At 62.9% G+C, this 24122-nt stretch carries 22 protein-coding genes; 8 read left to right on the top strand and 14 right to left on the bottom strand.

The window, feature by feature from the left end; genetic code table 11:
• Positions 1-405: 405 nt before the first annotated feature.
• Together RA21_RS17160 and RA21_RS17155 are read left to right on the top strand one after the other, a co-directional pair.
• Complete coding sequence (locus tag RA21_RS17160; protein ID WP_241483519.1) at positions 406-1767, top strand: ammonium transporter; 1362 nt, start codon at positions 406-408, stop codon at positions 1765-1767.
• A 114-nt stretch (positions 1768-1881) separates the two neighbouring features.
• Positions 1882-2079 (top strand): hypothetical protein, encoded by a 198-nt coding sequence (locus RA21_RS17155; protein ID WP_019298082.1) that lies wholly within the window; start codon positions 1882-1884, stop codon positions 2077-2079.
• A 44-nt stretch (positions 2080-2123) separates the two neighbouring features.
• Here RA21_RS17155 and RA21_RS17150 read toward each other — a convergent pair whose 3' ends face one another.
• Together RA21_RS17150 and RA21_RS17145 are read right to left on the bottom strand one after the other, a co-directional pair.
• On the bottom strand, positions 2124-2567 hold the full coding sequence (locus RA21_RS17150) for a hypothetical protein (protein WP_019298081.1): 444 nt from the start codon (positions 2565-2567) through the stop codon (positions 2124-2126).
• Between the two features lie 36 nt (positions 2568-2603).
• Complete coding sequence (locus tag RA21_RS17145; RefSeq protein ID WP_019298080.1) at positions 2604-2972, bottom strand: antibiotic biosynthesis monooxygenase family protein; 369 nt, start codon at positions 2970-2972, stop codon at positions 2604-2606.
• Positions 2973-3073: 101 nt separating this feature from the next.
• Between RA21_RS17145 and RA21_RS17140 the strand changes: the two genes are divergently transcribed.
• On the top strand, positions 3074-3562 hold the full coding sequence (locus RA21_RS17140; RefSeq protein ID WP_039151165.1) for a MarR family winged helix-turn-helix transcriptional regulator: 489 nt from the start codon (positions 3074-3076) through the stop codon (positions 3560-3562).
• Between the two features lie 97 nt (positions 3563-3659).
• Here the strand turns inward: RA21_RS17140 and rpsA are convergent, their stop codons facing one another.
• The 3 genes from rpsA to RA21_RS17125 all read right to left on the bottom strand — a co-directional run bounded on the left by rpsA (position 3660) and on the right by RA21_RS17125 (position 6963).
• Positions 3660-5339 carry a 30S ribosomal protein S1 gene (rpsA, locus tag RA21_RS17135; protein WP_019298078.1) on the bottom strand — a complete coding sequence of 560 codons (1680 nt, stop codon included), beginning with the start codon at positions 5337-5339 and terminating at the stop codon, positions 3660-3662.
• A gap of 288 nt (positions 5340-5627) precedes the next feature.
• Positions 5628-6116 carry a hypothetical protein gene (locus RA21_RS17130; protein ID WP_039151161.1) on the bottom strand — a complete coding sequence of 163 codons (489 nt, stop codon included), beginning with the start codon at positions 6114-6116 and terminating at the stop codon, positions 5628-5630.
• 205 nt (positions 6117-6321) lie between these two features.
• On the bottom strand, positions 6322-6963 hold the full coding sequence (locus RA21_RS17125) for an NAD(P)H-dependent oxidoreductase (RefSeq protein WP_039151159.1): 642 nt from the start codon (positions 6961-6963) through the stop codon (positions 6322-6324).
• A 124-nt stretch (positions 6964-7087) separates the two neighbouring features.
• On the opposite strand from RA21_RS17125, the gene RA21_RS17120 reads away from it, so the two are divergent.
• Complete coding sequence (locus RA21_RS17120; RefSeq protein WP_039151157.1) at positions 7088-7465, top strand: winged helix-turn-helix transcriptional regulator; 378 nt, start codon at positions 7088-7090, stop codon at positions 7463-7465.
• 17 nt (positions 7466-7482) lie between these two features.
• On the opposite strand, the gene RA21_RS17115 is transcribed toward RA21_RS17120, so the two are convergent.
• Together RA21_RS17115 and RA21_RS17110 are read right to left on the bottom strand one after the other, a co-directional pair.
• Positions 7483-7752, bottom strand: coding sequence for a DUF6525 family protein (locus RA21_RS17115; RefSeq protein WP_039151154.1), 270 nt, complete (start codon positions 7750-7752; stop codon positions 7483-7485).
• Complete coding sequence (locus RA21_RS17110) at positions 7745-8947, bottom strand: GTP-binding protein (protein WP_039151152.1); 1203 nt, start codon at positions 8945-8947, stop codon at positions 7745-7747. The genes RA21_RS17115 and RA21_RS17110 overlap by 8 nt, the downstream gene beginning before the upstream one ends.
• A 194-nt stretch (positions 8948-9141) precedes the next feature.
• Between RA21_RS17110 and RA21_RS17105 the strand changes: the two genes are divergently transcribed.
• Both RA21_RS17105 and RA21_RS17100 read left to right on the top strand, forming a co-directional pair.
• A complete protein-coding gene (locus RA21_RS17105) occupies positions 9142-10608 on the top strand; it encodes a sulfatase-like hydrolase/transferase (RefSeq protein WP_039151150.1) in 1467 nt (488 codons plus the stop codon).
• Between the two features lie 53 nt (positions 10609-10661).
• The gene (locus RA21_RS17100) at positions 10662-11054 is read left to right on the top strand and encodes a hypothetical protein (protein WP_019298071.1); all 393 of its coding nucleotides are present in this window, start codon (positions 10662-10664) and stop codon (positions 11052-11054) included.
• A 92-nt stretch (positions 11055-11146) separates the two neighbouring features.
• Here the strand turns inward: RA21_RS17100 and RA21_RS17095 are convergent, their stop codons facing one another.
• Together RA21_RS17095 and RA21_RS17090 are read right to left on the bottom strand one after the other, a co-directional pair.
• The gene (locus tag RA21_RS17095; RefSeq protein ID WP_039151147.1) at positions 11147-14344 is read right to left on the bottom strand and encodes a 2Fe-2S iron-sulfur cluster-binding protein; all 3198 of its coding nucleotides are present in this window, start codon (positions 14342-14344) and stop codon (positions 11147-11149) included.
• Positions 14345-14360: 16 nt separating this feature from the next.
• Positions 14361-14813: a MarR family winged helix-turn-helix transcriptional regulator gene (locus RA21_RS17090; protein ID WP_039151144.1), complete on the bottom strand. Its 453-nt coding sequence runs from the start codon at positions 14811-14813 to the stop codon at positions 14361-14363.
• Between the two features lie 168 nt (positions 14814-14981).
• On the opposite strand from RA21_RS17090, the gene RA21_RS17085 reads away from it, so the two are divergent.
• On the top strand, positions 14982-17270 hold the full coding sequence (locus RA21_RS17085) for an arginine/lysine/ornithine decarboxylase (protein WP_039151141.1): 2289 nt from the start codon (positions 14982-14984) through the stop codon (positions 17268-17270).
• Between the two features lie 73 nt (positions 17271-17343).
• Here the strand turns inward: RA21_RS17085 and RA21_RS17080 are convergent, their stop codons facing one another.
• Entirely contained in the window at positions 17344-19728 is a 2385-nt protein-coding gene (locus RA21_RS17080; RefSeq protein WP_039151138.1) for a hypothetical protein, read from the bottom strand.
• A 10-nt stretch (positions 19729-19738) separates the two neighbouring features.
• The gene (locus RA21_RS17075) at positions 19739-20941 is read right to left on the bottom strand and encodes a methionine gamma-lyase (RefSeq protein ID WP_039151279.1); all 1203 of its coding nucleotides are present in this window, start codon (positions 20939-20941) and stop codon (positions 19739-19741) included.
• A 115-nt stretch (positions 20942-21056) separates the two neighbouring features.
• Between RA21_RS17075 and RA21_RS17070 the strand changes: the two genes are divergently transcribed.
• Positions 21057-21515, top strand: coding sequence for an Lrp/AsnC family transcriptional regulator (locus RA21_RS17070; protein ID WP_029205017.1), 459 nt, complete (start codon positions 21057-21059; stop codon positions 21513-21515).
• Positions 21516-21536: 21 nt separating this feature from the next.
• On the opposite strand, the gene RA21_RS22085 is transcribed toward RA21_RS17070, so the two are convergent.
• The 3 genes from RA21_RS22085 to RA21_RS17055 all read right to left on the bottom strand — a co-directional run bounded on the left by RA21_RS22085 (position 21537) and on the right by RA21_RS17055 (position 24108).
• Positions 21537-22019: a prepilin peptidase gene (locus RA21_RS22085; RefSeq protein WP_052257698.1), complete on the bottom strand. Its 483-nt coding sequence runs from the start codon at positions 22017-22019 to the stop codon at positions 21537-21539.
• Positions 22016-22618, bottom strand: a complete 603-nt coding sequence (locus RA21_RS17060) for a helix-turn-helix transcriptional regulator (RefSeq protein ID WP_193747984.1) — start codon at positions 22616-22618, stop codon at positions 22016-22018. Before RA21_RS17060 ends, RA21_RS22085 begins: the two co-directional genes overlap by 4 nt.
• A gap of 488 nt (positions 22619-23106) precedes the next feature.
• Positions 23107-24108 carry a type II secretion system F family protein gene (locus RA21_RS17055; protein ID WP_039151133.1) on the bottom strand — a complete coding sequence of 334 codons (1002 nt, stop codon included), beginning with the start codon at positions 24106-24108 and terminating at the stop codon, positions 23107-23109.
• Positions 24109-24122: the final 14 nt, after the last annotated feature.

The following is a 24122-nucleotide window of genomic DNA, read 5'->3' as shown; positions in this document are numbered from 1 at the left end:
AGGCCGCCGGGCCCCAATCGCGGGCGGCAAACCGCCGCCGCAGCGCGGCATCGGCGTCAACTGCGCAGGCTGGGGTCCGATTGATTCGGGGGGGCTGCCGGCAGCTCTCTTCATTGCCCGGATTCCGTCACATTGCCGGTCAGGCAGCGCGGGATGCGGCATCAGCCCGCCCCGCGTGCCGCATATGAAACTATATTTCCGCAAAGTAAAATTTTTCATTGTAAAGCGCACCGCATCGCCCATCCTTTTCCTAACCAGGCGCGTCAGCAAACTGACCGGATCTGGTGCCAAACGAACCGGCGCGCCCGCCTCATGGCGGCAACGGGCGCCGGACTGCCGAAGCTGGTGGCGAACAACCGGCAGGCAGCCAAACCAACTTGGAGAGAACTGGAAATGCCATTGGACATGAGCACGATACATGTGCAGCAAGTTACCCTGAACTCCCTGGTGCAGAACATTCTGTACGCATCGGGCATCGTCGGGGCCATCCTGGTCGTTGTCGGCCTGCTGCTGATCGACGCGGGCACCGCGCGGCGCAGGAACCTGTTCAACTCGACCATTGAAAAGACGCTGGGGTTCTTCCTCGGCTTTGCCACCTATTACGTCATCGGTTTCGGCCTGTGGGCCGGGCAGTATTACATCATGGAAGGCGCGACCATGATGGATTCGATCAAGGACTGGTGGCTGGGCGGCGCCATGACCAATGCGCTGGCGCATCACACCGACCCGGCAACGTTTCCGGGGCTGAACACGTTCCAGATCTTCATCTTTTTCCTGGCGGTGTTTGCCGGCATCATCAACATCCTGCTGCATTTCGCGGTGTCGGAGCGGATGAAGGCCTCGGCCTATTTCATCACCTGCATCGTGGCTGCTGTGGTGTCCTCCGCGCTGAGCTGGGCGACCTGGGGCTCTGTTGGGCCGCTGACCAATGCGGGTTTCCATGACTTCTTTGGCGTTGGTTTTGTTTACCTGTTCCCGGCAGGCATGGCGCTGGTTTTCACCCCCAAGCTGGGCGCCCGCCCCGGCATGATGGCGCCGCATCCGCGGATCTCGGCCTATCTGGCTCCCAGCATCGGCCTGTGTGCGCCGGGCTTGCTGCTGATTTTTGCGGGCCTGCCGATGGTGATCCTGTCGTGCCTGTTCTTCTTTGATCCCGAAGCGCTGGCCGTCAGCGTCACCATGGCGGATACCAGCGTCGGCATCGCCATCAACAACTACGCCATGGTCTGGGCCGGCGGCGCCATCACCGGGCTGCTGATCGCCTATGCCACCGGCAAATACGCCTATACCCTGCTGGGGCCGCTGGCGGGTTACGTTGCCGGCGCATCCGGTTTTGATGTCTACCTGCCCTGGCAGGCCTTCATCGTCGGCCTGGTGGCGCCTTTCGCGGCCTATGCGGTCTATGAGTTCACGCTGAAGCGCGGCATTGACGAGCACAAGCTGTTCCCGCTGTTCCTGGGCTGCGGCACCCTCGGCATGGTTCTGCTGGGCCTGTTCAAGGCGGGCACCCCGCGCGGCGGCTACTTCGGCATCGAGGAAGGCGCCTATGCGTTCCAGCACGGCGAGATTTCGCTGGTGATGCAGCTGGCGGGCACTGCCGTCTGCATCGGAACCGGGGTGGTCACGGCGCTTGTCCTGTCCTTCCTCCTGGAACGCACCGTGGGCCTGCGCGTCTCCGAAGACGACCAGATCGACGGTCTGGACGGCAAGAACTGGGACCTGGAGCCGGATGTTGTCACCCACGCGGACAGCGCCCAGCACGCCTGATTCAGCACAGAGTGCGAAAGGCCCCGGTTGCTGCCGGGGCCTTTTTTGTGCCGTTCAGGCCGGCACCGCCAAGAATCGGCTATAGTCAAACCCATCAACAATGAGGAGACGACCATGCTGTACCCGCTTGCCTCGCTTGAGGCTGACAAACTGGACGCGATCAAGAGCCTCGAAAAAGACATCGGCAGCCCGGTGGTGGCGCTGGCAGGTGTTGAGACAACCACCGCCGCCCTGCCTGACGAGAAGCTGAAGAAACTGCAGGAGTTGGAAGAGGAACTGGGCGTCGTGCTGGTGGCGGTGCGGCCGAACTAGGGGCATCCGGGGCACCGCGGCAGCCTGATCGTGCCGCGGCGCCCTTAGCGGGAACGCCGGAGCCGCCCGGTCATCTTCAGACCATCGCGGAAATTCAAGCCCATCATGAACAGGTTTCCGGCGCCGGCGATCAGCTCGACCGTTTGGACCGCATAAAACGTGCCGTCAAATTCGCCGGCAGCAGCTTTCCCGGCCAGAAACCAGGCGGCAGGGACGAGAACCAGCAAACCATTCAGTGCAATAACCGGCATGCGCTTCTTCTTGGCCCTCGCCGGCGCGTCTTTGCGCCGCCGGCCCATCGCCATCCCGGACCCGCCAACTATGATCATGGCCGGTATAAGGACGAGCATACCCTTCAGGATCGATGCTTTGACCGCCGCGACCGTCTCGTGGCCGGCAAACAATTCACTTAGGGCCGTCGATGTCCAGAACACCAGGATCATCAGAAAACCGATGGCGCCTGCAATGGCGTGAATCTTCGTCTTCATTTTACTTCCCAATTAGTAGATCCGCAGAACAGGCCGTCAGGACGTGCAGCAGTTCGGCACGGCAATCTTTTCGAACAGATGCGGAGCCGTTACGGCACTGGAGGGATAGTGGCTGAGCTGCTGCTGGAACTCCGGATTGGAAAACGCCGCACGGAAGTCAGCCACGGAATCCCAGACCGCATAGTTCAGATACATGCTGCCATCGCCGATGGCCTTGTGGAGCTGGGTGCTGATGTAGCCCGGCTGTTTCTTCATCCACAGGGCATCACTCCTCCACGCTTCGACCAATGCGTCCTGCTCAGCGGGATCAACGGTGAAAAGATTGACCAGAACAACAGGCCCTGCCTCGACCGCCAGTTGATGATCAATGGGGAACTCAGGGTCCAGAGGTTTGAAATTGACCATCGCAGGGTGCTCCTTGTATGCCGTTTCAACTTGGTGTCATGTTGTCATATGGGAGCCATAAACCACAATGACAACACATTGTCAAAAATTCAGGGGGCGTCATGCCTGAAGTGCAACGAAGCGAGGCGGGAGAAGCGGTAACGGAGCTGATCCTGGATGTGTTCCGGCTGAATGGCCGGTTGCAGATTGCTGGTGACCGCCTGGTTTCCGGGCTGGGGCTTACCAGCGCGCGATGGCAGATACTTGGCGCCATTGCCTATGCGGAAAAGGCGGAAACTGTCGCCTGGCACGCCCGTACCATGGGTGTTCACAGGCAGGGCATTCAAAGGATCGTCAATGAGCTCAAGCGCGAAGGGATCCTGGAGTTCCAGCCCAACCCTCAGCACAAACGCGCGCAGCTGGTCGTCATGACGCCCAAAGGAAAGGACCTGTACGATGCCGCCATTGCAAAGCAGATCCCCTGGGTAAACGCGCTTGCCAGCGGCCTGCTGCCGGAGGAAATTGCAGCGGCGCAGCACGTTATTGGCCGTCTCAAAGCGCGGCTGGAGGAAGCGGCTCTGCCCCAGGAAGACAGCAGCAGCGCAAGCTGACGCTGTGGCTGCCGAGAACTAACGCTCTTTCGCCAAACAAAAAGCCCCGCAGATATCTGCGGGGCTTTCCGATTTGTCAGCCGTGAGGCCGGGGAGATTAGTCGCCCGACTTCAGTGCGGCACCCAGGATGTCGCCCAGCGATGCGCCGGAGTCCGAGGAGCCATACTGTTCCACTGCTTCTTTCTCTTCCGCAATCTCGCGCGCCTTGATGGACAGGCCCAGGCGGCGGGTCTTGGAGTCGACGTTGGTGACGCGCACGTCGACCTTGTCGCCAACCGAGAAACGCTCGGGGCGCTGGTCGGCACGGTCGCGGGACAGATCGGAGCGGCGGATGAAGGACTTCATGCCTTCGTATTCCACTTCGATGCCGCCGTCTTCGATTGCGGTCACTTCCACGGTCACGATCGAGCCGCGCTTCACGCCGCCCACGGCTTCAGCGAACTTGTCGCCGCCCAGGGCTTTGATCGACAGCGAGATACGCTCTTTGTCGACATCCACTTCGGAGACAACGGCCGAAACCATGTCGCCTTTGCGGTAGTTCTGGATCGCGTCTTCGCCGCGCTCGTCCCAGGACAGGTCGGACAGGTGAACCATGCCGTCGATGTCGCCGTCGAGGCCGATGAACAGACCGAATTCGGTGATGTTCTTGACTTCGCCTTCGACCTGAGTGCCCTCGGGGTTGTTCTCGGAGAACACTTCCCACGGGTTGCGCATGGTCTGCTTGAGGCCCAGGGACACGCGGCGCTTGGCACCGTCGATTTCCAGAACCATGACGTCGACTTCCTGGGAAGTGGAGACGATTTTGCCCGGGTGGACGTTTTTCTTGGTCCAGGACATCTCGGAGACGTGGACCAGACCTTCGACGCCCGGCTCCAGCTCAACAAATGCACCGTAATCGGTGATGTTGGTGACGCGGCCCTTGTGCACGGAGGACAGCGGGTACTTGGCGCCAACCAGATCCCACGGATCTTCCTGCAGCTGCTTCATGCCGAGGGAGATGCGGTGGGTCTCTTTGTTGATCTTGATGACCTGAACCTTGACGGTTTCGCCGATCGACAGGATCTCGGAGGGGTGGTTCACACGGCGCCATGCCATGTCGGTGACGTGCAGCAGGCCGTCAACGCCGCCCAGGTCAACAAACGCACCGTATTCGGTGATGTTCTTGACGACACCGTCCACGGCCTGGCCTTCGGACAGGTTGCCGATGACTTCGGCGCGCTGCTCGGCGCGGGACTCTTCGAGGATCGCACGGCGCGAAACCACGATGTTGCCGCGGCGGCGGTCCATCTTCAGGATCTGGAACGGCTGCTTCAGACCCATCAGCGGGCCGGCATCGCGCACGGGGCGGACGTCAACTTGCGAGCCGGGCAGGAAGGCAACAGCGCCGCCCAGGTCGACAGTGAAGCCGCCCTTGACGCGGCCGAAGATCGCGCCTTCGACGCGCTGATCGTCTGCGTATGCTTTTTCCAGGCGGTCCCAGGCTTCTTCGCGGCGGGCCATCTCACGGGAGATGACGGCTTCGCCACGGGCGTTTTCTGCCGAACGCAGGAAGACTTCCACTTCGTCGCCGACTGCGATTTCAGCGGCTTCGCCGGGGTTTGCGAATTCTTTCAGATCAACGCGGCCTTCCATCTTGTAGCCGACGTCGATGATGGCCTGGCCGGCTTCGATTGCCAGCACTTTGCCTTTGACAACCGAACCTTCGTCCGGGGTGTCCATTTCGAAGCTTTCGTTCAGGAGGGCTTCGAATTCCTCCATCGATGCGTTTTGAGCCATGAGGTCTCAGGTTTCCTTTACTAGTGTTTCTGGCCGGGCGGTTGTCTCCGCCGGTCTTGGTTAAGCCAGTCCAGAACGTGGCCCGGAGCACATCTGATCAAACAAACACAAAGGGCCGAGGTAGTCCTCAGCCCTGCTCAGATATGCCGTCCGGACGTTGGCCGCCCGTGTTCTGACAGCGCGCGATATAAGCGGATTCCCGGGGGCGCGCAAGGGAAAAGCCCTGCATGGCAAGGGGAAGAGGGTTTTACGGCGGCTGGCTGCCCGCTGCCGCTCTCTGCGGACGGTTCAGGGTGCCTTGTGGCTGTATTCCTGTTCCAGCAGGACGACACCCACAAACACGTAGTCAACCGATACCCCCTCCCCCCGCAACGGCAGGTAGAGTTCGGAGGTGCTGCGGTATTCCGGCAGCGGTCCGACATAGGGCAGTGCAGCGAGCAATGGCCGGGAGGTGGATGCCACTTCGTGAAAACAGCTCCAGATCATCGATCCGGGTCCAAAGCCGGGATGTTCGGACAGCCGGGTGCCGACGTACTTGCGACTCAGCGTGTTGATGATCTTGTTGCGGATATACAGCGCCTTGAAGTCAGCAGGTTCACCGGTTTGTGTCCGTTCTATTTCAAACACTGACAGGATGTTCGGTGCCGGATGGGCATTTGGCAGTTCGAATTGGGTGAGCCGCGGGAATTTCCCGTCTTCAGCAGCGTTCCGCCAGTGGAAGAAGACCTGCTTCAGCTCCGGCTGCAATTCGCCTGCAGAGAAATCAGAAGTAAACACGCTTGGGCAGCCCCGGCAAAATCACACCACTCTGCGGCCCTTTGGAAGCGGCAAGAGCCGTACCTTAATCAATAACACTCAGCTGTTAATGTAGCCTGAAATCAGCGCATTAAAGGATTCAATTCGAATTGATTGCCTTTCGTGTTCCGCACGGAGGGCAGCAGGCGGCCGGAAATGCCGCCTGCTGCCCTCATGCGGGGAATGCTCAGGCGATCTCTGTCACGATGGTTTCACGGGATTTGCGCACTTTTTTCATTGGCAGCAGCCAATCGCCGTCCTCCTGGCGGTAGCCCAGCGGCAGCAACAGCACGGAGCGCAGGCCCTTCTCGCGCAGGTTCAGGATCTCGTCGATTTTGTCAGGCGTGAAACCTTCCATCGGGGTGCTGTCCACTTCCAGCTCAGCCGCGGCGGCCAGCGCAAAGCCCAGCGCGATATAGGCCTGGCGGGCGGCGTGGTCGTGGTTGGTGCGCGACTCGCGCGGCAGGTAGGTCGCCTTGAGGTTATCGTAATACTGGTTCAGCATCGGGATCTCGCCCCGCTCCTCGGTCATCTGGCGGGTCACCGCGTCGATGCGGTCTTCGGAGTAGTTGTCCCAGGCGGCAAAAACGATCAGGTGCGAGCCGTCAGTGATCTGGGCCTGGTCCCAGGCGTGCGGACGGATCTGCGCGCGGATTTCCGGGTTGGTGATCACGAAGACCTCAAACGGCTGGGTGCCGGAGGAGGTCGGCGCCATGCGGATCGCCTCGATGATCTGGTCGACCTTCTCCTGCGGAACCGCCTTGGAGGGGTCCATCTTCTTGGTGGCGTAGCGCCAGTTCAGCTTCTCGATCAGGGTGCTCTTGCTCATGTGTCCGGTCCTTTCGGGGCCTTATGTGATGGGTGGTATAAATTTGTAACCGGCTATATAAGCGGTACCGGAAAGGGCACAAGAAGGCACATTCTTTAGCCCCGGTAACACGGAAGGAACCGCCATGGCGGAGGGTCAATGCCCGGAATGCGGGCGCATCAACGAAGTGCTGTCGCGGGTCGGCGACCGCTGGAGCGTGCTGATCGTGATTTCATTGGCGCAATACGGCGTGCTGCGCTTCAACGCGCTGAAGCGGCACCTGGGGATTTCTCAGCGGATGCTGAGCCTGACCTTGCGCGAGCTGGAGCGGGACGGGCTGGTGAACCGCACTTACCACCCGACGATCCCGCCCAAGGTGGAATATGCGCTGACGCCGCTGGGCGAGTCGTTCCGCGAGCCGGTCAGGGCGCTGGGACTTTGGGCGCTGGAGCATCTGCCGGTGATCGACGCGGCCCGGGCAGAGTTTGACGCTGCAGCAGAAGCGGACAAGAAAACCGCCTGAGGCGGCGGTCATTGTGTCTAGGTCCGGAATACCCAGACGCGGGCGTCCCGTTTCAGCATTGCCTGTTCAGCGGCGTCCAGCCGTGCGGCCGCGGCAGCTGGATCGCGGCTGCCGCCCGCCCTGGTCCAGATCCTGAGCGCCGAGGCCGGGCTCCAGGGCAGGCAGGCGGAGGCCAGCCACTGCCGCAGCCCCGGCGGCAGCGCGTCATAGGCTTGCATCGGATCCCCTGCCCTGCGCCGCCGCTTCAGGCGGGAGTTCAGGTTGCGGCGCGCCCTGCGGTCAGCCATTGGGGCGCCAGCTTGGAAAGGGGTCCTCCAGGGAGGCCCAGGCCGGGTCGAAGCCATTCGCCAATTCCGGCATCAGGCAGGCGTCGAGGCGGGCGGTGGTGGCTTCCTTGTCGAGGCCTGCACCGATGAACACCAGTTCTTGGCGCCGGTCGCCCCAGGTCTCGTCCCAGTTCTGCAGGAATTCGCGCCGGGCCTCAGGATGAGACGGCCAGCGCTCCGTTGGCACCGCCGCCCACCACAGGCCCAGCGGGCGGACCGAGGAGATGGCGCCGGCCAGCGAGAATTCAGCGGCCCATTCCGGGCGGGTGGCCAGCCAGAAATGGCCCTTGGCGCGGATCACGCCGGGCAGGTCGCCATTCAGCAACGCATGGATCTTGGCAGGATCGAAGGGGCGTTTGGCGCGGTAGACAAAGGAGGAGATGCCGTATTCCTCGGTTTCCGGCACATGGTGCTCAAACCCGTAGAGCTCCTTGGCCCAGAGGGGGTGCTCGTGGGCCTTGTCAAAGTCAAAGCGCCCGGTGTCGAAGATGCGGTCCCCGTCCACCTCGGAGAAGTCGGTCTGGATCACCTCGGCATCCGGGTTCAGCGCCTTGATCACCAGCATCGCCGCTTCTGTTTGGGCCGGCCCCGCTTCAGTTACCTTGTTCAGGATGATGACGTTGGAAAATTCGATCTGGTCGGTCAGCAGATTGACCAGAGTGCGGTCGTCCTCGGCGCCCAGGCTTTCGCCGCGGTCGCTGAGGAAATCATGGCTGGAGAAGTCCTTCAGCAGGTTCACCGCATCCACCACAGTCACCATGGTATCGAGGCGGGCGACGTCCGACAGGCTTGCGCCCTGCTCGTCCCGGAAATCGAAAGTTGCGGCCACTGGGAGCGGCTCGGCAATGCCGGTGCTTTCGATCAGCAGATAGTCGAACCGCCCTTCAGCCGCGAGGCGGCGCACCTCCTGCAGCAAGTCGTCGCGCAGAGTGCAGCAGATGCAGCCGTTGGTCATTTCCACCAGCTTCTCATCCTGCCGCGACAGCTCCGTTCCGCCGCGCACCAGGTCCGCGTCGATGTTCACCTCGCTCATGTCGTTGACGATCACCGCAACCCGGCGGCCCGCGCGGTTGTTCAGGACGTGGTTCAAAAGCGTGGTCTTGCCCGCCCCAAGGAAGCCCGAGAGCACAGTTACCGGCAGTCTGTTGTTCGTCATTTGCGAATCCAATTATGTTATATCATAACAGTACCGTCTGCGAGATAGCACCCAGCTGCTCAGCTCACAACCCAGAAAGCCAGGAAACGGCAAGCATCCGGTGGAGCAATCCGCCGCCCGAGTGCCGCAAACTGACGTTCAGGCGCCGCCTTTCGCCTTCAGTCTAGGGAGAAGGACAAAATTGGGAGGGAAGGATGGCGCAGCAACCGAACTTACTGGTGATCATCTCGGACGAGCACCGCAAGGATGCGATGGGCTGCGCAGGACATCCCATCGTGAAGACCCCGAACCTGGATGCATTGGCGGCGCGCGGCACGATGTTCACCGCGGCCTATACGCCCTCTCCCATGTGCGTGCCGACCCGCGCGGCGCTGGCCACCGGCAACTGGGTGCACAGGACCGGCCACTGGGACAGCGCGACGCCCTATGTCGGAGCCCCGCACAGCTGGATGCACGCTCTGCGGGAGGCGGGCCGCGAGGTGGTGTCGATCGGTAAGCTGCATTTCCGCTCCGCAGAAGATGACAACGGGTTTTCCGAAGAAATCCTGCCGATGCATGTGGTCGGCGGCGTCGGCTGGGCGATTGGCCTGCTGCGGGAAAACCCGCCGCCCTATGACTCGGCAGCGGAGCTGGCCGGGGATGTCGGCACCGGGTCGAGCACCTATACCGACTATGATCTCGCCATCACCGGGGCGGCGGAGGCCTGGCTGGCGGATCCCAAGCGGCAGCAGCAGCCCTGGGCGGCCTTTGTGTCCTTGGTCAGCCCGCATTACCCCCTCACCTGCCCAGAGGAGTGGTACAGCCTGTATGACCCGGCAGAGATGGACCTGCCCGTGGGCTATGGCGAAGGGCTGCCGGAGCATGAGGAGCTGCGCAACATCGCGGGTTTCTTCAACTACGATGATTACTTCGACGAGCAGAAGATGCGCGAGGCCAAGGCAGCCTATTACGGGCTCACCTCCTTTATGGATGATTGCGCGGGCCGGGTGATCCGGGCGCTGGAGGCCAGCGGCCAGCTGGCGAACACGGTGATCCTCTATGTGTCGGATCACGGCGACATGATGGGGGATCAGGGGTTCTGGACCAAGCAGGTGATGTATGAGCAATCCGCCGGGGTGCCGATGATCGCCGCCGGGCCGGGGATTCCGGCGGGGCAAAAGGTGGCGACCTGCACCAGCCTGACCGACATCGCCGCCACCGCGCGCGAGGTGTGCGGCGTGGCGGAGGATGCGGAGCTGCCGGGCGTGTCGCTGCGCGCGATTGCCAATGCCCCCTATGACGAGAGCCGCACCGGCTTTAGCGAATACCACGACGGCGGCTCGAAAACCGGCGCCTTCATGGTGCGCTGGGGCAAGTGGAAATATGTCCACTACGCCGGGATGCAGCCGCAGTTGTTCGATCTGGAAGGCGACCCGCATGAACTCGTGAACCGGGCGATGGACGGGGTGAATGACCCAGAAATCAGGGCGGCGCTTAGCGAAGGCGAACGGCGGCTGCACGCAATTTGCGACCCGGAGGAGGTGAACGCCCGCGCCTTTGCCGATCAGCGCCGCAGGATCGAGGAACTGGGCGGTGAGGAGGCCTGCCGCACCGCCTATGTCTTCAACCATACGCCGACTCCTTCGGAGCAGGACAAGATGCGCGAAGGCTCTCCATTGTAGCTCTTGCCGCCCGCCCTGCCCTTGCCTAGGGTCGCCGGCAGGAGGGCCGTGCCATGACACTGGAAGAGGCAATTGCAACCCAGCCGCTGTGGGTGCAGGTCTGGGTCAACATCCTGTTTCTGGGTGCCTTTGTGCTGCCGCTGGCACTGCTGATCTGGAAGCCCAGCCGGATCGCCGGTCTGGTGACCGTGGCAGCCAGTGTGCTGGCGGCTGGTGGAGTCTACTGGATCTACGGGCAGCTGGGATATGTGCGGCTTTTGGGGGTGCCGCATGTGATCCTGTGGACGCCACTCGTGGTCTGGCTGTGGCGCCAGCAGGCGCGCCCGGATATGCCCGTCTGGCCGCGGCGGATCATTCTGACGGTGTGCGCGGTGATCGTGGTCTCGCTGGTATTCGATTACGCGGATGCAGCGCGCTATTTGCTGGGAGAGCGGCAAGCGTATTGAACCGCCACTGCCCCGCGCGCAAAAGTTTTCAGCAAAACTTTTGGCAATTTTCTTTCACAAGAAAATTGTGCCGCCCCTTCCAGCCCCGCGGCTCAGAGATCGATTTCAAGCACCCCGTCCGGCGCCTGCGCCCGGGACTGGCACAGGATGATGGCGCCCTCGCGCTGCTTATTCGACAGCACAAAATCGCGGTGCTCGGCGTCGCCGGAGATCAGCCCGCACTTGCAGACGCCGCAGATACCGTCAGAGCATTTCACATCCACGTGGATGCCGCTGTCTGCCAGCGCTTCTGTGGCAGTCTGCTCTGCCGGAACCAGGATTTCCCGGCCTGATTTAGCAAGCTTCAGGGTGAAGGGATGGTTTTCGTATTCGGGCTGTTCGGGAACCGAGAAGTATTCCATATGGCGGGCCTCTTCCGGGAAGCCATTGGCTTCTGCCGCCTCCAGCACAGCCTGCATATAGACCTCCGGCCCGCAGGTATAGACGTGGCTGCCGGGCACGTATTGCAGCACTTCGTTCAGGTCTGCGCGGGTGCCCTGATCGGAGAAATGCAGATGCACCTTGCCCGCCCAGGGAACGCTCCGGAGGTCTTCCAGGAAGCCGGCATTCGTCACTTTCGAACAGGAATAGCGGAACTCGAAATCCCGGCCCAGCGCGTGCAGGCGGTGGGCCATGGCGATCATCGGCGTCACCCCGATACCGCCCCCCATCAGGTAGGATTTGGCGGCATCCTCCACCAGCCGGAAGTGGTTGATTGGCTTGGAGATGAAGACCATGCGCCCCTCCTCGAAGATGCCGTGCATCAGCTTGGAACCGCCGCGGCCCTGATCCTCGCGCAGCACTGCGATCTGGTATTTCGAGCGGTCCGCCGGGTCGCCCGACAGCGAGTACTGGCGGAAGAACTCCGGCGCGACGACCACGTCGATATGGGCACCGGCTGTTGCTGGCGGCAGCAGAGAACCGTCCGGGAGGGAGAACTCATACTTGGTGACGGCCTCCGTCACGTGCTCGACCTTCGACAGACGCACCCGCATGACCGGCGCAGCACCCTGATCGGCAGAATAGACATGCTCCGGCGGCAGGCCCTGCGCGCGGCGGCGCTTGTGCTCCGCTGCGGGTATCATCGCCTGATAAGCCGCGATCCCGGCCTCTCGGTCCATCGGGGCGGGCCAGGCATAGGGCGGCGGCGCCAGCGGTGCGGGATAGACCGCCAGGGTCTGGTCTTCGAACTTCAAGTCCAGATCTTTGGAGAGCTTGCGGGCATTCACCGGATGCTGCGAAGGGGAATAAGGCCCCTCTTCCACCATCTCCAGATCCCACCACCATTTCTTGGCGGAGTTGACCTCGCCATTGCCCAGCGCGTCGTCGAGTTTCGCCAAGAGCGGCGCACTGCCGGGCACATTCATCGCGGCCCAGCGGAATGGCGCCTCGGCAAACAGGCCCTCGAGGTTCCAGGGACAGGTCTTCATGCAGCGGCCGCACATGGCGCCGCCGGGCACGGTGACCCGGTAGGTGGTGCATTTCTGGCTGTCGGATTTCCAGATCTCGTAGCCGTTGAACATCAGCTTAGGGCCCGCAGTGATAGCGCCGGAAGGGCATTCGCGGGCGCATTTATTGCAAGCCTCGCAGAACCGCTGCAGGCCGAAGTCTACCGGCTTGTCATGGGTCATGGGCAGATTGGTGGTCACGGCACCGGATTTCAGGCGGGGGCCGAGGAAGGGGTTCAGGATCACCTCGCCGATGCGGGAGACCTCGCCAAGGCCGGACAGCAGCAACAGCGGCGGCTGCAGCACCTCGCCGTCCATCACCGAATGCACCCGGGCGGTATAGCCGAGGTTGCGGATTTGTTGCGCGATCACCCCGCCCAGCAGCGAAAACCGCAGGTAGGCGCGCATCGACTGGGCGCAGGCGATCCAGTCGTCGCCGGAGGCGCCCTCCATCGTCTCATGGCCTTGGTCGATGATGATGCTGATGGCGTTTTCGTGGTAGGGGGCCAGTGGTTCGCCTGCAGCGTCGTGGGAGTAGTAGGCCCAGTCAGGGCAGCGTGAGATCCCCACAGCGTCGCAACCGAGGAAATAGGCCGCAGCCTTGATGTTGGCGGCGTTGCGTTCAGCATCGGCGGCGCTGGGGTCAACCTGCGGTGCGGGCTCGCCGTCCTGCAGCAGCACGAAGGCCGCAAGCGAGGATCGGAAGGCAAAGGCGGAGGAGGACTTGCGGACGTAATTGCCGTTCTTCGCCGCTTCCTGCGGGCCTTTGCCAAGGTCGCCGAACAGGGAGCGTGCGAACATGTCGGCGCGCTTTGGCACGCGCGCCACGTTCACCTCGTCAATATAGGTGGTGGGGTCAGCCACCCGCTTCAGGGTCTCGAACGGGTGCGGGCCGTCCATGAAGCGGCGCTTGGCATAGGGGTCGCGGCTGGCAGCGCTTTTGGCGTGGCTACCAAGGCCCAGCCGGTATTTGAGGCCCGGCGCCTGCCCCGGCACCAGCGGCAGATCGGCGGCCAGTTCCAGGGTGGTGGTGACGGCGGCGATGCCGAAGCGATTGCCAAGGAACGGGTTTGTCAGCACGCCATCCTCGCAGGTGGCAAGCCCCGCCTGCACCGCCAGCTGGCCCAGATGCACATCACTGGCGGCACCGGTATGCGCGCGCGCCTCCCACCCCAGCAGGCGGATGTAATTGGCCAGCGTCACCACGGTTTCCGCCGCCCGCAAGCAGGCGCGCTGATCCTGCGCATCCGCCAGCCAGTCGGTGCCGTCTTCACCGGCTTCAGGGTCGCGCGGGAACTCGTAGATGTAGACCAGCGCATGCGTGTGGTGGCGGCAGTCCGCGGGCGGGGCCTGCATCGCCTCGCGCAAGGAAGCCATCACCACGTCGATGCCGGAGGCGAAGGTTTTGGTCTGCTTGCTGCGCAGGGTTTCCGAAAGCGCCGCCACATCCGGGTTCACCAGCGGCGCCTCCAGCCAGGCGCCGGAAGGCACCGCGCAGGCACCGGCCAGAGAGGCGTCGCAGAAGTAGCCGAAGGCCTTCAGATGATCGGTGCGCTCCTGCGGGCTGGCGGGGATCTCGGCACGCTCCTTTTTCACCAGTCCTTCGCGGGTGGCGTCCAGCATCGCCTGGTAGTCGCGCATCGCATTGACGATGGAGAGCGGTGCACCGGGGCGGCGGAAACTGACCTGCTCCTGTGGCGGCAGCGCGTCCAGCTCTTCCGGCTGGGCCTGCCGGGTCAGGGTCTCCATCGGGTACGGCCCCAGGTGCACAGGCCGGTTGCGGTAGGAAAACAGTTTGCCCATGGATGGCCCCTTTGAGTTACAGCTTGGCGACGATGCGCGGCTCGTCCTGCAGCAGCTTGACGGCGGACTGGCGCAGCTCGGAAAGTTCTTCACCGCTCAGCTTGGCCTCGAAATGCGCGGCGTTCTCCTGCGCGATGGGCAGAACCGCCTGCAGCGCCGCCTGGCCTGCAGCGGTCAGCATCACCCGGATCGAGCGCCCGTCGCCCTCTCCGCTGCGGCGGGTGATCAGCCCGCCCGCCTCCATCTGACGCAGGGCGCGGGAGGTGGCGGTGCGGTCAATGCCGATGAAATCCGCAATCTCCGACGGGGTCGTCAGCCCCTCTTCCCCTACTGCCAGCAGCACGCACCAAGTCACGCGTGTCAGCCCGTGTTCCGCGATGCGCTGTTCAAAGCGGCGTTCGATCACACGCGCCAGCATGGTGATCTGGTAGCCAAGGGAGTGATGCAGGTGAAAGCGTGTCTGGGTCATGATAATTGACAATGTCAACTATCTGCCCGTCAAATGCCAGCGAATTCTGCACATGCCCTCTTGGCGGGCTTTACGGTTGAGCGTAACGCGAACTGCGCCCTGCCGCGGGCGTTGCATCAGCGCGGGCAGCCTGTATCGTCAAATCAGGCATGCTTCCAGGAGAACAGCATGAAATTCCGCTTTCCCATTGTCATTATTGACGAAGATTTCCGTTCCGAAAACTCCTCAGGCTCCGGCATCCGCGCCTTGGCCCAAGCCATCGAGGACGAAGGGTTCGAGGTGCAGGGTGTCACCGGCTATGGCGACCTGTCGCAATATGCGCAGCAACAGTCCCGCGCCAGCGCCTTTGTGCTGTCGATCGACGACGAGGAATTCACCCCCGGACCGGATCTGGACCCCGCGGTAGTCGCCCTGCGCACCTTCATTGAGGAAGTACGCTGGAAGAACGCCGATGTGCCGATCTATATCTACGGCGAGACCAAGACCAGCCGCCACTTGCCCAATGACATCCTGCGGGAGCTGCACGGCTTCATCCACATGTTCGAGGACACGCCGGAATTTGTCGCCCGCCACATCATCCGCGAGGCGAAGAGTTACCTGGAAAGCATCCAGCCGCCATTCTTCAAGAAGCTATTGGATTATGCCGAGGACGGCTCCTATTCCTGGCACTGCCCGGGGCATTCCGGCGGCGTGGCGTTCCTGAAAAGCCCGGTCGGGCAGATGTACCACCAGTTCTACGGCGAGAACATGCTGCGCGCCGATGTCTGCAACGCGGTGGAGGAGTTGGGGCAACTCCTGGACCATAACGGCGCGATTGGGGCGTCGGAACGCAACGCGGCACGGATCTTCAACGCCGATCACTGCTATTTCGTGACCAATGGCACCTCGACCTCCAACAAGATGGTCTGGCACCACACGGTGGCGCCGGGCGATGTGGTGGTGGTGGACCGCAACTGCCACAAGTCGATCCTGCATTCGATCATCATGACCGGCGCCATCCCGGTGTTCCTGAAGCCGACCCGCAACCACTGGGGGATCATCGGCCCGATCCCGCATTCGGAGTTCGAAATCGAGAGCATCAAGGCCAAGATCCGCGCCAACCCGCTGCTGGAGGATGTGGATGCCGATGCGGTGAAGCCGCGGATCCTGACGCTGACTCAGTCGACCTATGACGGGGTTCTTTATAACACCGAGGTGATCAAGGGGCAGCTGGACGGCTATACCGAGAACCTGCATTTCGACGAGGCCTGGCTGCCGCATGCGGCCTTCCACCCGTTTTACGGCAGCTATCACGCGATGGGCCGCAAGCGGGCGCGCACCAAGCATTCGGTGACCTATGCCACCCAGTCGATCCACAAGCTGCTGGCGGGCATCAGCCAGGCCAGCCATGTGCTGGTGCAGGACAGCGAGGAGACCAAGCTGGACCGGCATCTGTTCAACGAAGCCTATCTGATGCACACCTCCACCAGCCCGCAGTATTCGATCATCGCCAGCTGCGATGTGGCGGCAGCGATGATGGAGCCGCCGGGCGGCACCGCGCTGGTCGAGGAAAGCATCATGGAGGCCCTGGATTTCCGCCGCGCCATGCGCAAGGTCGACGAAGAGTACGGCGCCGATGACTGGTGGTTCCAGGTCTGGGGGCCGGAGGATTTGGCCGAGGACGGCATTGGCAGCACGAAAGACTGGGTGCTGAGGAAAACCGATGCCGACGGTGTGCAGGCAGGCGGCGAGGACAGCTGGCACGGGTTTGGCGACATGGCACCGGGCTTCAACATGCTGGACCCGATCAAGGCCACCATCATCACCCCGGGCCTCAACCTGGACGGCCGGTTCGAAGACTGGGGCATACCCGCCTCGATCGTGACCAAATACCTGGCCGAGCACGGCGTGGTGGTGGAAAAGACCGGGCTCTATTCCTTCTTCATCATGTTCACCATCGGCATCACCAAGGGCCGCTGGAACTCGCTGCTGAGCGCGCTGCAGCAGTTCAAGGACGACTTTGCCCGCAACCTGGCCGTGCCGCGCGCGATGCCGGAATTCTGCGCCAGCCAGCCGCGGTATGAGCAGATGGGCCTGCGCGACCTTTGCGAACATGTGCATGCGCTGTACTCCAAAAACAACGTGGCACGGCTGTCGACCGAGATGTACCTGAGCGACCTGACCCCAGCGATGAAACCGAGCGATGCCTTCAGCCACATCGCCCGGCGCACCACCCAGCGAGTGCCGATAGATGATCTGGAGGGGCGCATCACCACCAGCCTGGTGACCCCCTACCCGCCCGGCATTCCGCTGCTGATACCGGGCGAGGTGTTCAACAAGAAGATCGTGGAATACCTGAAGTTCAACCGCGCTTTTGCGCGGGACTGTCCCGGTTTCGAGACCGACATTCACGGGCTGGTGCAGGAGACCGGCCCTGACGGGGTGACCCATTACTTCGCCGACTGCGTGGCGGAATAACGCAAAAGGGCGGCCGTGCTTCCGCGCGGCCGCCCCTGTACTTCAGTCTGATCCAGCAAGCTCAGACGGGTGATTACCCGGCCGGCACGGCGTTGCTGACCCGTTTGCCGGCGGTCAGGCCGTTCACCTTGGCCACGATAGCGGCAGCATCCAGCCCGTGGTGGCGGTAGAGATCACCGATGGTGCCGGTCTGGCCGAAATGCTCGACGCCAAGGGGCACGGTCTGGTGGCCCGCAACCCCGCCCAGCCAGGCCAGCGTCGCCGGGTGGCCATCAATCACGGTGATCACCTTGCAGTGCGGCGGCAGGCCGCCCATCAGCGTTTCAATGTGGGACCTGGCGGCGGCGTTGCCGCGCGAGCGCGCCCGCTGCGCCGCGGTCCAGCCCGCGTTCAACCGGTCGGCAGAGGTCACCGCCAGCACGCCCACGTCGCGGCGGCTTTCACCGATGATACCCGCGGCCTTGATCGCCTCCGGCGCCACTGCGCCCTGATAGGCAATTACAACATCGCAGTTTGGCCCCGGCTTGCGCAGCCAGTAGCCGCCGTCGATGGCGCCCTGGCGGAAGTCCTCGTCGGCGCGCTTTCCGGGCTGCTCCATCGGGCTGGTGGTGAGGCGCAGATAGACCGATCCGCCGGTCTCGTCGCGCAGCCAGGTGCGCTCATCCGGATCGCCCTCGCCGTCGCGCTGCAGGTAGTCGAAGGCCCATTCCATGATCACCGCCAGTTCATCGGCAAAAGCAGGCTCAAACGACGCCAGCCCGTCCTGTGACATCCCGATGAGCGGCGTGCCGATGGACTGATGCGCGCCGCCTTCGGGCGCCAGCGTCACCCCGGAGGGGGTGCCGACGATCATGAAACGCGCGTCCTGATAGCAGGCATAATTCAGTGCATCGAGGCCGCGGCAGACAAAGGGGTCGTAGACGGTGCCGATGGGGATCACCCGCTTGCCGAACAGCGAATGCGACAGGCCCGCGGCACCCAGCAGCAGGAACAAGTTCATCTCCGCGATGCCCAGCTCCAGATGCTGGCCCTCGGGGGCGAAGTTCCATTTCGCAGTCGACGGGATGCGGTGCTCGATGAAGGCGTCCTGCTGCACCTCACGGGCAAACAGCTTGCGCCGGTTAACCCACGGCCCCAGTCCGGTGGTGCCGGTCACATCGGGCGAGGTGGTCAGGATCCGCGCCGCAAGCTCGCTGTCCCCCTTGGACAGATCATCAAGGATCTTGCCAAAGGCCATCTGGGTGGAGATTTCGCGGGAGGTGTCGATGGCAATCGCGGGCACCGGCAGCGGCGCGTCGAAATGGCGGCGCGGGCCTTCGGCAAAGAACGGCACCTGGCGAAGAAAGCCTTGCAGCGCGGCGGGGTCGGCGACGTTGGCGAAGGGCTCCCACTCCTCCCCTGCGGCGACGCCCATATGGGCCTGCCAGTCCGTCATCTGGGCCTTGGTCATCAGGCCGCCGTGGTTGTCCTTGTGGCCGGCAATCGGCGTACCCCAGCCCTTGACCGTATAGGCCAGGAAGCAGACCGGGCGGTCGTGGTCAATGGATGCGAAAGTGTCCGCCATCGTCTCGACGCAGTTGCCGCCGAGGTTTTCCATCAGCTCCGCCAGCTCATCATCGCTGCGTTTCTCAATCAGCGCGCTGACATCGCCCTGGTCGCCCAGATCATCCATCAGGTGCTGCCGCCAAACCGCGCCGCCCATGTAGGTGAGCGCGGAATACTGCTGGTTCGGGCAGGCGTCGATCCAGGCGCGCAGAGCTTCGCCGCCCGGCTCCTCGAACGCGGTCCGCTGCAGGGCGCCGTATTTCACCCGCACCACGTCCCAGCCGAAGGCGTCAAAGATCTTCTCGATCCGCTCGAACAGGCCTTCGCGGACAATGCCGTCCAGCGACTGGCGGTTGTAGTCGATGATCCACCAGGTGTTGCGCAGATCGTTCTTCCAGCCCTCCTGCAGCACTTCGTAGATGTTGCCCTCGTCCAGTTCTGCATCGCCCGCCAGTGCCACCATGCGGCCGGTGCGGGCATCCTTGCCCCAGTCCTTGGCGGTGATGAAGTCCTGCACCATGGAGGCCAGCGCGGTGATCCCGACACCCAGCCCGACAGAGCCAGTGGAGAAATCCACGTCATCCACGTCCTTGGTGCGGCTGGGATAGCTTTGCACACCGCCGAAGCCGCGGAAGTTCTCCATTTTCTCGCGCGTCTGATTGCCCATCAGGTACTGCATCGCGTGAAAGACGGGCGAGGCATGCGGTTTCACCGCCACCCGGTCGCCCGGTTTCAGCGCCGAGAAATAAAGCGCCGTCATGATCGACACCATGGAGGCCGAAGAGGCCTGGTGCCCCCCGATCTTGATCCCGTCCGCCTTGGGGCGGATGTGGTTCGCGTTGTGGATCATCCAATGCGACAGCCACAAGAGCCGCTGTTCGATGGTCTTGAGGTGGGTCAGATCGGGGCGCATGGCTCTCTCCTTACTCGGCGGCGTGCTGCACGGGGGCGGGCAAGGCCTGTTCCAGATCGGCCAGAATGTCGGCCACATCCTCCAGCCCCACCGACAGGCGGATCAGCCCGTCGCTGATGCCGTGCTCGGCGCGCTCTTCCGGGGTGTAGGTCGAATGGGTCATCGAGGCCGGATGCTGGATCAGGGTTTCCGCATCGCCCAGCGACACTGCGCGCTGGATCATCTGCAGACCGTTCATGAACGCAATGCCGCCCTGCAGGCCGCCCTCGACCTCAAAGGCGATCATGGCGCCGGGCTGTGCCATCTGGCGCTTAGCGACATCAGCCTGGGCAAAGCTCTCGTGCCCCGGGAAGGACACCGACTTCACTGCCGGGTGGGCGGCAAGATAATCGGCCACGGTGACGGCAGAGGCGCAGTGGCGGTCCATCCGCAGCGCCAGGGTCTTGAGGCCGCGCAGGATCAGCATGGCATTGAAGGGCGCCATCACTGCGCCGGTCATGTCCTTCATGCCGACCAGGCGGATTTCAGCAATCTGCTCGGCGGTGCCGACGACAAGGCCCGCCACCACATCGCCGTGGCCGCCCAGGTATTTGGTGGCGGAATGCAGCACGATATCAGCGCCCAGCTCAATTGGGCGGGTCAAATAGGGGGTGGCATAGGTGTTGTCGACCACCACCTGCGCGCCTGCGGCATGGGCGATTTCAGAGGCCGCCGCGATGTCCACCAGCCGCATGTTCGGGTTGGCCGGGGTCTCGAAATACACCACCCGGGTCTTGTCCGACACTGCTGCGCGCAGATTTTCCATGTCGGTCATGTCGACATGGGTGATGGTGACGCCCCATTTCGCCAGCCCGTGGCGCATGAAGGCAAAGGTGCAGCCATAAAGCGTCTTGTCCACGATCACCTCGTCACCGGGCGATAGCAGCGTCCAAAGAACCGCGGTGATGGCGCCCATGCCGCTGCTGAGCGCCAGGCCCGCCTCGGCGCCTTCCAGCGTGGCTATGCGCTGCTCCAGCAAGTCGCAGGTCGGGTTGGAGATCCGGCTGTAGATATGGCCCTGGCGTTCGCCTGCGAACATCTCGCCACCGGCCTCGGCGGTCTCAAACGTGAAGGTCGAGGTCAGGTGCAACGGCGGCGTCAGCGCGCCTTCGTTGTCCTGCGGGTCATAGGCGTGGTGGATGGCACGGGTGGCAAAGCCGCCGGAGGTTTTCATGGGATGCTCCTGTCTGTTGTTACAGGCATCATCCGCCTGTTTCAGCGGCAATGGATTGCGAATTATTTCTGAGTAGATATAATTTTTGGCAGATTATGCCAAACAGGACCTCAAAATGGACAGCAAGGACCGCCAGATCATCCGCGCCCTGCAGCGGGACGGCCGGATGACCAACCAGGACCTGGCGGAGGCAGTGAGTCTCTCCCCCTCCCCCTGCCTGCGGCGAGTGCGCAATCTGGAGGCCCAGGGCGTGATCCAGGGCTACAGCGCGGTGGTTGATGCCAAATCCTACGGGCTGCCAATCACCGTCTTTGTCCGCATCAAGCTGGAGCGGCACGGCGAGGCGGATGTGAAGAATTTCGAACGCAAGATGCAGCTGATCGACGAGGTGCTGGAATGCCACGTGCTGACCGGTGCGATGGATTACCAGTTGCGGGTGCTGGTACCGGACCTGGAGGCCTATGAAGAATTCATCCGCACCCGCATCCACCCGGTCGGCGGCATTGCCTCCATCGACACCAGTTTTGTGTATGGAACGGTCAAGCGGACGGCCGTGTTTCCGCCTGCCCGCTAAGTTGCCAGCCGCCTTTCAGGATCAGACCCTGCCAGCCTGAACAATCAGCAAGAGCATCAGCGCCAGGGAAATTGCCGCCCCCATCGGCATTTTCCCCGGCGTCTGAAGCGAGGCCCACTGCCGCCAGCCGGCGGCGGCCTCTGTCCGGCCCAGCAGCGTCAAAGCCAAGGGCACGGTGAGCATTGCAGCGCTGAAACTCCAGCCGAAGGCGGCAAGCGCAGAAGACGGCACAAACAGCATGGCCAGTGCCATCATCTTGACATCGCCGCCCGCCAGCACCCGCCCGCAGAACAGCGCGAAACACAGCGCAAAGACAATGCCAGCAGCCAGCAGCCGCAGCCCGGTTTCCGCCAGCGGCAGCAGCGGTGCTGTCAGCAAGAAGACCGCCGCCAAACCCAGCATCAGCCGGTTTGGCAGCCGCAGGTGCCGCAGGTCGCCAAGCCCCGCATAGATCAGCACCGGGCTGGCCGCAGCCAGCGGCAGCAGCTCAACAAAGCCCGTCATGCAGCAGAGCTTCGCCGCGGCGTCTGCCCGGCGAAGGTGTCAACCGAGACCAGCTGATAGACCAGCTCACTCATGTTGCGGGTGCGTGTCTTGGCGTAGATGTTGCGCAGATGGGTGCGCAGCGTCGATTTCGAGATCCCCAGGTCCGACTGCACCCGCTTGGCCGGCTGGCCCTTGCTCAGCAGAACGCAGACCCGGTATTCGGCGCGGCTCAGCTGAGCCGGGTTTTCCATGCTTAGCAGATGCGCCGCGACTTCGGCATTCCGGGCTACGCGGCGTTCCTTCAGGCAGGCCTCAGCATAGAGGCCGGGAGAGCGGTTGGTCCATGTCCGCACCAAAGTGCCGGAAATGATGTTCAGCAGCGCTTGCTGCACCGCACCGGGCCGGGTTGCGAAATGCAACTCCAGAAAATCGGTGTGCTGCTCGCCCGAAGACAGCGGGATCACCGCCAGCTCCACCAGTTTGCGATCGCTGTGGAACCGGTCCAATGCCGGATCCGCCGCCTCATCGCTCATGGATTTGTACCAGATCAGCCCTGGTTTGGCCTTGTCCAGATAACTGCCCAGCACCGAGCAGGCAAAGGAGCGCTCCAATGGCAAGCCGTTTCCGCTGCCCGCGGCCCTGTCATAGATAACTGATCCTGAAGCCCGGCCCTTGCCAGCCGATACCCTGCAAATTGCAGCTGCTTCCCCCTTAATGGCCGCCGCCAGTCCGCTCAACGCGTCCCTGAAAGGCGCACAGCCGTGCAAACACTCACACCATCGCGCAATTGGCGCGATCATTCCGGCCTCAGCAGCCCGAATGGTGTGGGTGTCAAATAGCGCATTGGTCCCCATAACGCGCATCCCCCCACAGCAATACTAACTTTTAACATAGCGCTTTTAGTAACTTAGCAAGCGCCCGTACCAATCATCTCCTTATTGCGTCCCGCCATGCTGGCCGGCTCTTTCAATTGCGTCAAGAATTTGGCGCAAATTGCAGGTAAACGCGCATTTTTGCAATCATAAGGAGATTTATTCAGTGCTCCGGAGCTGACCCGCCGAACCAATGGCCGCCGATTGCGGCAATTGTCCAAACGGAATTCGAATCAGCTTGCGATAAAGCGGATGTAGCGGATCACCACCGGGCCGATGGTGATCATGACCAATGCAGGCAGCATCAGAGAGGCCAGCACCGCCGACATCTTGACCGGAAGTTTGCTGGCCATTTCCTGCGCCCGCATCTCCCGCTGGCTGCGCAGATCCTCGGAATAGGTCGCCAGCGCCGATGCCATGCTGGTGCCAAACTGCATCGACTGCAGGGCAACATTGGCAAATGACCGGACCGTGTCCACTCCGGTGCGGCCAGCCATGTCCAGCAGCGCATCACCGCGGGCGCGGCCCGCCTGAATCTGCCGCTGCACGCTGAGCAGCTCAAAGGCCAGATCCGGCGAAACCTGCCCCAGCTCATTGCCGACGCGGGTCATCGCGGCGTCGAAACCCAGCCCGGAGTCCACTGAAATCCTCATCAGGTCCAGCGCATTGGGAAAGGCCTCCTCGATCCGGCGGCGGCGGGCGGCGGCGCGGGCGTTCAGCACATAGACCGGGCCGAAGTAACCTGTCCCCACAAGCCCGCTCAGGGCCTGAAAGACTTGCAGATTTGTCCATCCGGCCACCTGCCCCGTGAACGGGTTGGGCGGCAGCAGACCGGGCGTCTTGGCGGCTGCGATGACCAGAAGCAGCAGCCCCGGCACCGCCAGCCCGAGGAAAACCCGGATCAGAGTAAACCTGCGCAGCGCTCCCTCTTGCGAAAAACCGGCCTGTGACAGCTTGTTCTCCAGCTCCGACCGTTCGCTCCGGCTGGCAGGCACAAAGGCCTTCATCAGCCCGCCTGGCTGGGCACCGGGGGCCTTCAGCAGCGCCAGGTCGCCAGATTGGCGGCGGCGGGCCTCGCCCAGAGACGACAGCCGTGCCGCGGCGGGTGATTTCCGCGCCAGGCTGGCAGCAGCGCCGAAATACAGGAGCAGCACGGCAGCGGCAGCCCCAACCGCTGCCAGTGCGCCGGGCGGCAGCCCGGTCTGGGTCAGGAGGCGTGTGGCAAACTCTTCCATGGCAAACCTCCTCT

Origin of the sequence: Leisingera sp. ANG-DT, assembly GCF_000813785.1 — a bacterium.
GTDB lineage: Bacteria > Pseudomonadota > Alphaproteobacteria > Rhodobacterales > Rhodobacteraceae > Leisingera.
This window is presented reverse-complemented; position numbering and strand designations above follow the sequence as displayed.

Excerpts from the sequence above, each read along its gene's own strand:
- RA21_RS17160 (WP_241483519.1), top strand. The coding sequence starts at position 406 with ATGAGCACGATACATGTGCAGCAAGTTACCCTGAACTCCCTGGTGCAG.
- RA21_RS17155 (WP_019298082.1), top strand. The coding sequence starts at position 1,882 with ATGCTGTACCCGCTTGCCTCGCTTGAGGCTGACAAACTGGACGCGATC.
- RA21_RS17150 (WP_019298081.1), bottom strand. The coding sequence starts at position 2,567 with ATGAAGACGAAGATTCACGCCATTGCAGGCGCCATCGGTTTTCTGATG.
- RA21_RS17145 (WP_019298080.1), bottom strand. The coding sequence starts at position 2,972 with ATGGTCAATTTCAAACCTCTGGACCCTGAGTTCCCCATTGATCATCAA.
- RA21_RS17140 (WP_039151165.1), top strand. The coding sequence starts at position 3,074 with ATGCCTGAAGTGCAACGAAGCGAGGCGGGAGAAGCGGTAACGGAGCTG.
- rpsA (WP_019298078.1), bottom strand. The coding sequence starts at position 5,339 with ATGGCTCAAAACGCATCGATGGAGGAATTCGAAGCCCTCCTGAACGAA.
- RA21_RS17125 (WP_039151159.1), bottom strand. The coding sequence starts at position 6,963 with ATGAGCAAGAGCACCCTGATCGAGAAGCTGAACTGGCGCTACGCCACC.
- RA21_RS17120 (WP_039151157.1), top strand. The coding sequence starts at position 7,088 with ATGGCGGAGGGTCAATGCCCGGAATGCGGGCGCATCAACGAAGTGCTG.
- RA21_RS17115 (WP_039151154.1), bottom strand. The coding sequence starts at position 7,752 with ATGGCTGACCGCAGGGCGCGCCGCAACCTGAACTCCCGCCTGAAGCGG.
- RA21_RS17110 (WP_039151152.1), bottom strand. The coding sequence starts at position 8,947 with ATGACGAACAACAGACTGCCGGTAACTGTGCTCTCGGGCTTCCTTGGG.
- RA21_RS17105 (WP_039151150.1), top strand. The coding sequence starts at position 9,142 with ATGGCGCAGCAACCGAACTTACTGGTGATCATCTCGGACGAGCACCGC.
- RA21_RS17100 (WP_019298071.1), top strand. The coding sequence starts at position 10,662 with ATGACACTGGAAGAGGCAATTGCAACCCAGCCGCTGTGGGTGCAGGTC.
- RA21_RS17095 (WP_039151147.1), bottom strand. The coding sequence starts at position 14,344 with ATGGGCAAACTGTTTTCCTACCGCAACCGGCCTGTGCACCTGGGGCCG.
- RA21_RS17090 (WP_039151144.1), bottom strand. The coding sequence starts at position 14,813 with ATGACCCAGACACGCTTTCACCTGCATCACTCCCTTGGCTACCAGATC.
- RA21_RS17085 (WP_039151141.1), top strand. The coding sequence starts at position 14,982 with ATGAAATTCCGCTTTCCCATTGTCATTATTGACGAAGATTTCCGTTCC.
- RA21_RS17080 (WP_039151138.1), bottom strand. The coding sequence starts at position 19,728 with ATGCGCCCCGATCTGACCCACCTCAAGACCATCGAACAGCGGCTCTTG.
- RA21_RS17075 (WP_039151279.1), bottom strand. The coding sequence starts at position 20,941 with ATGAAAACCTCCGGCGGCTTTGCCACCCGTGCCATCCACCACGCCTAT.
- RA21_RS17070 (WP_029205017.1), top strand. The coding sequence starts at position 21,057 with ATGGACAGCAAGGACCGCCAGATCATCCGCGCCCTGCAGCGGGACGGC.
- RA21_RS22085 (WP_052257698.1), bottom strand. The coding sequence starts at position 22,019 with ATGACGGGCTTTGTTGAGCTGCTGCCGCTGGCTGCGGCCAGCCCGGTG.
- RA21_RS17055 (WP_039151133.1), bottom strand. The coding sequence starts at position 24,108 with ATGGAAGAGTTTGCCACACGCCTCCTGACCCAGACCGGGCTGCCGCCC.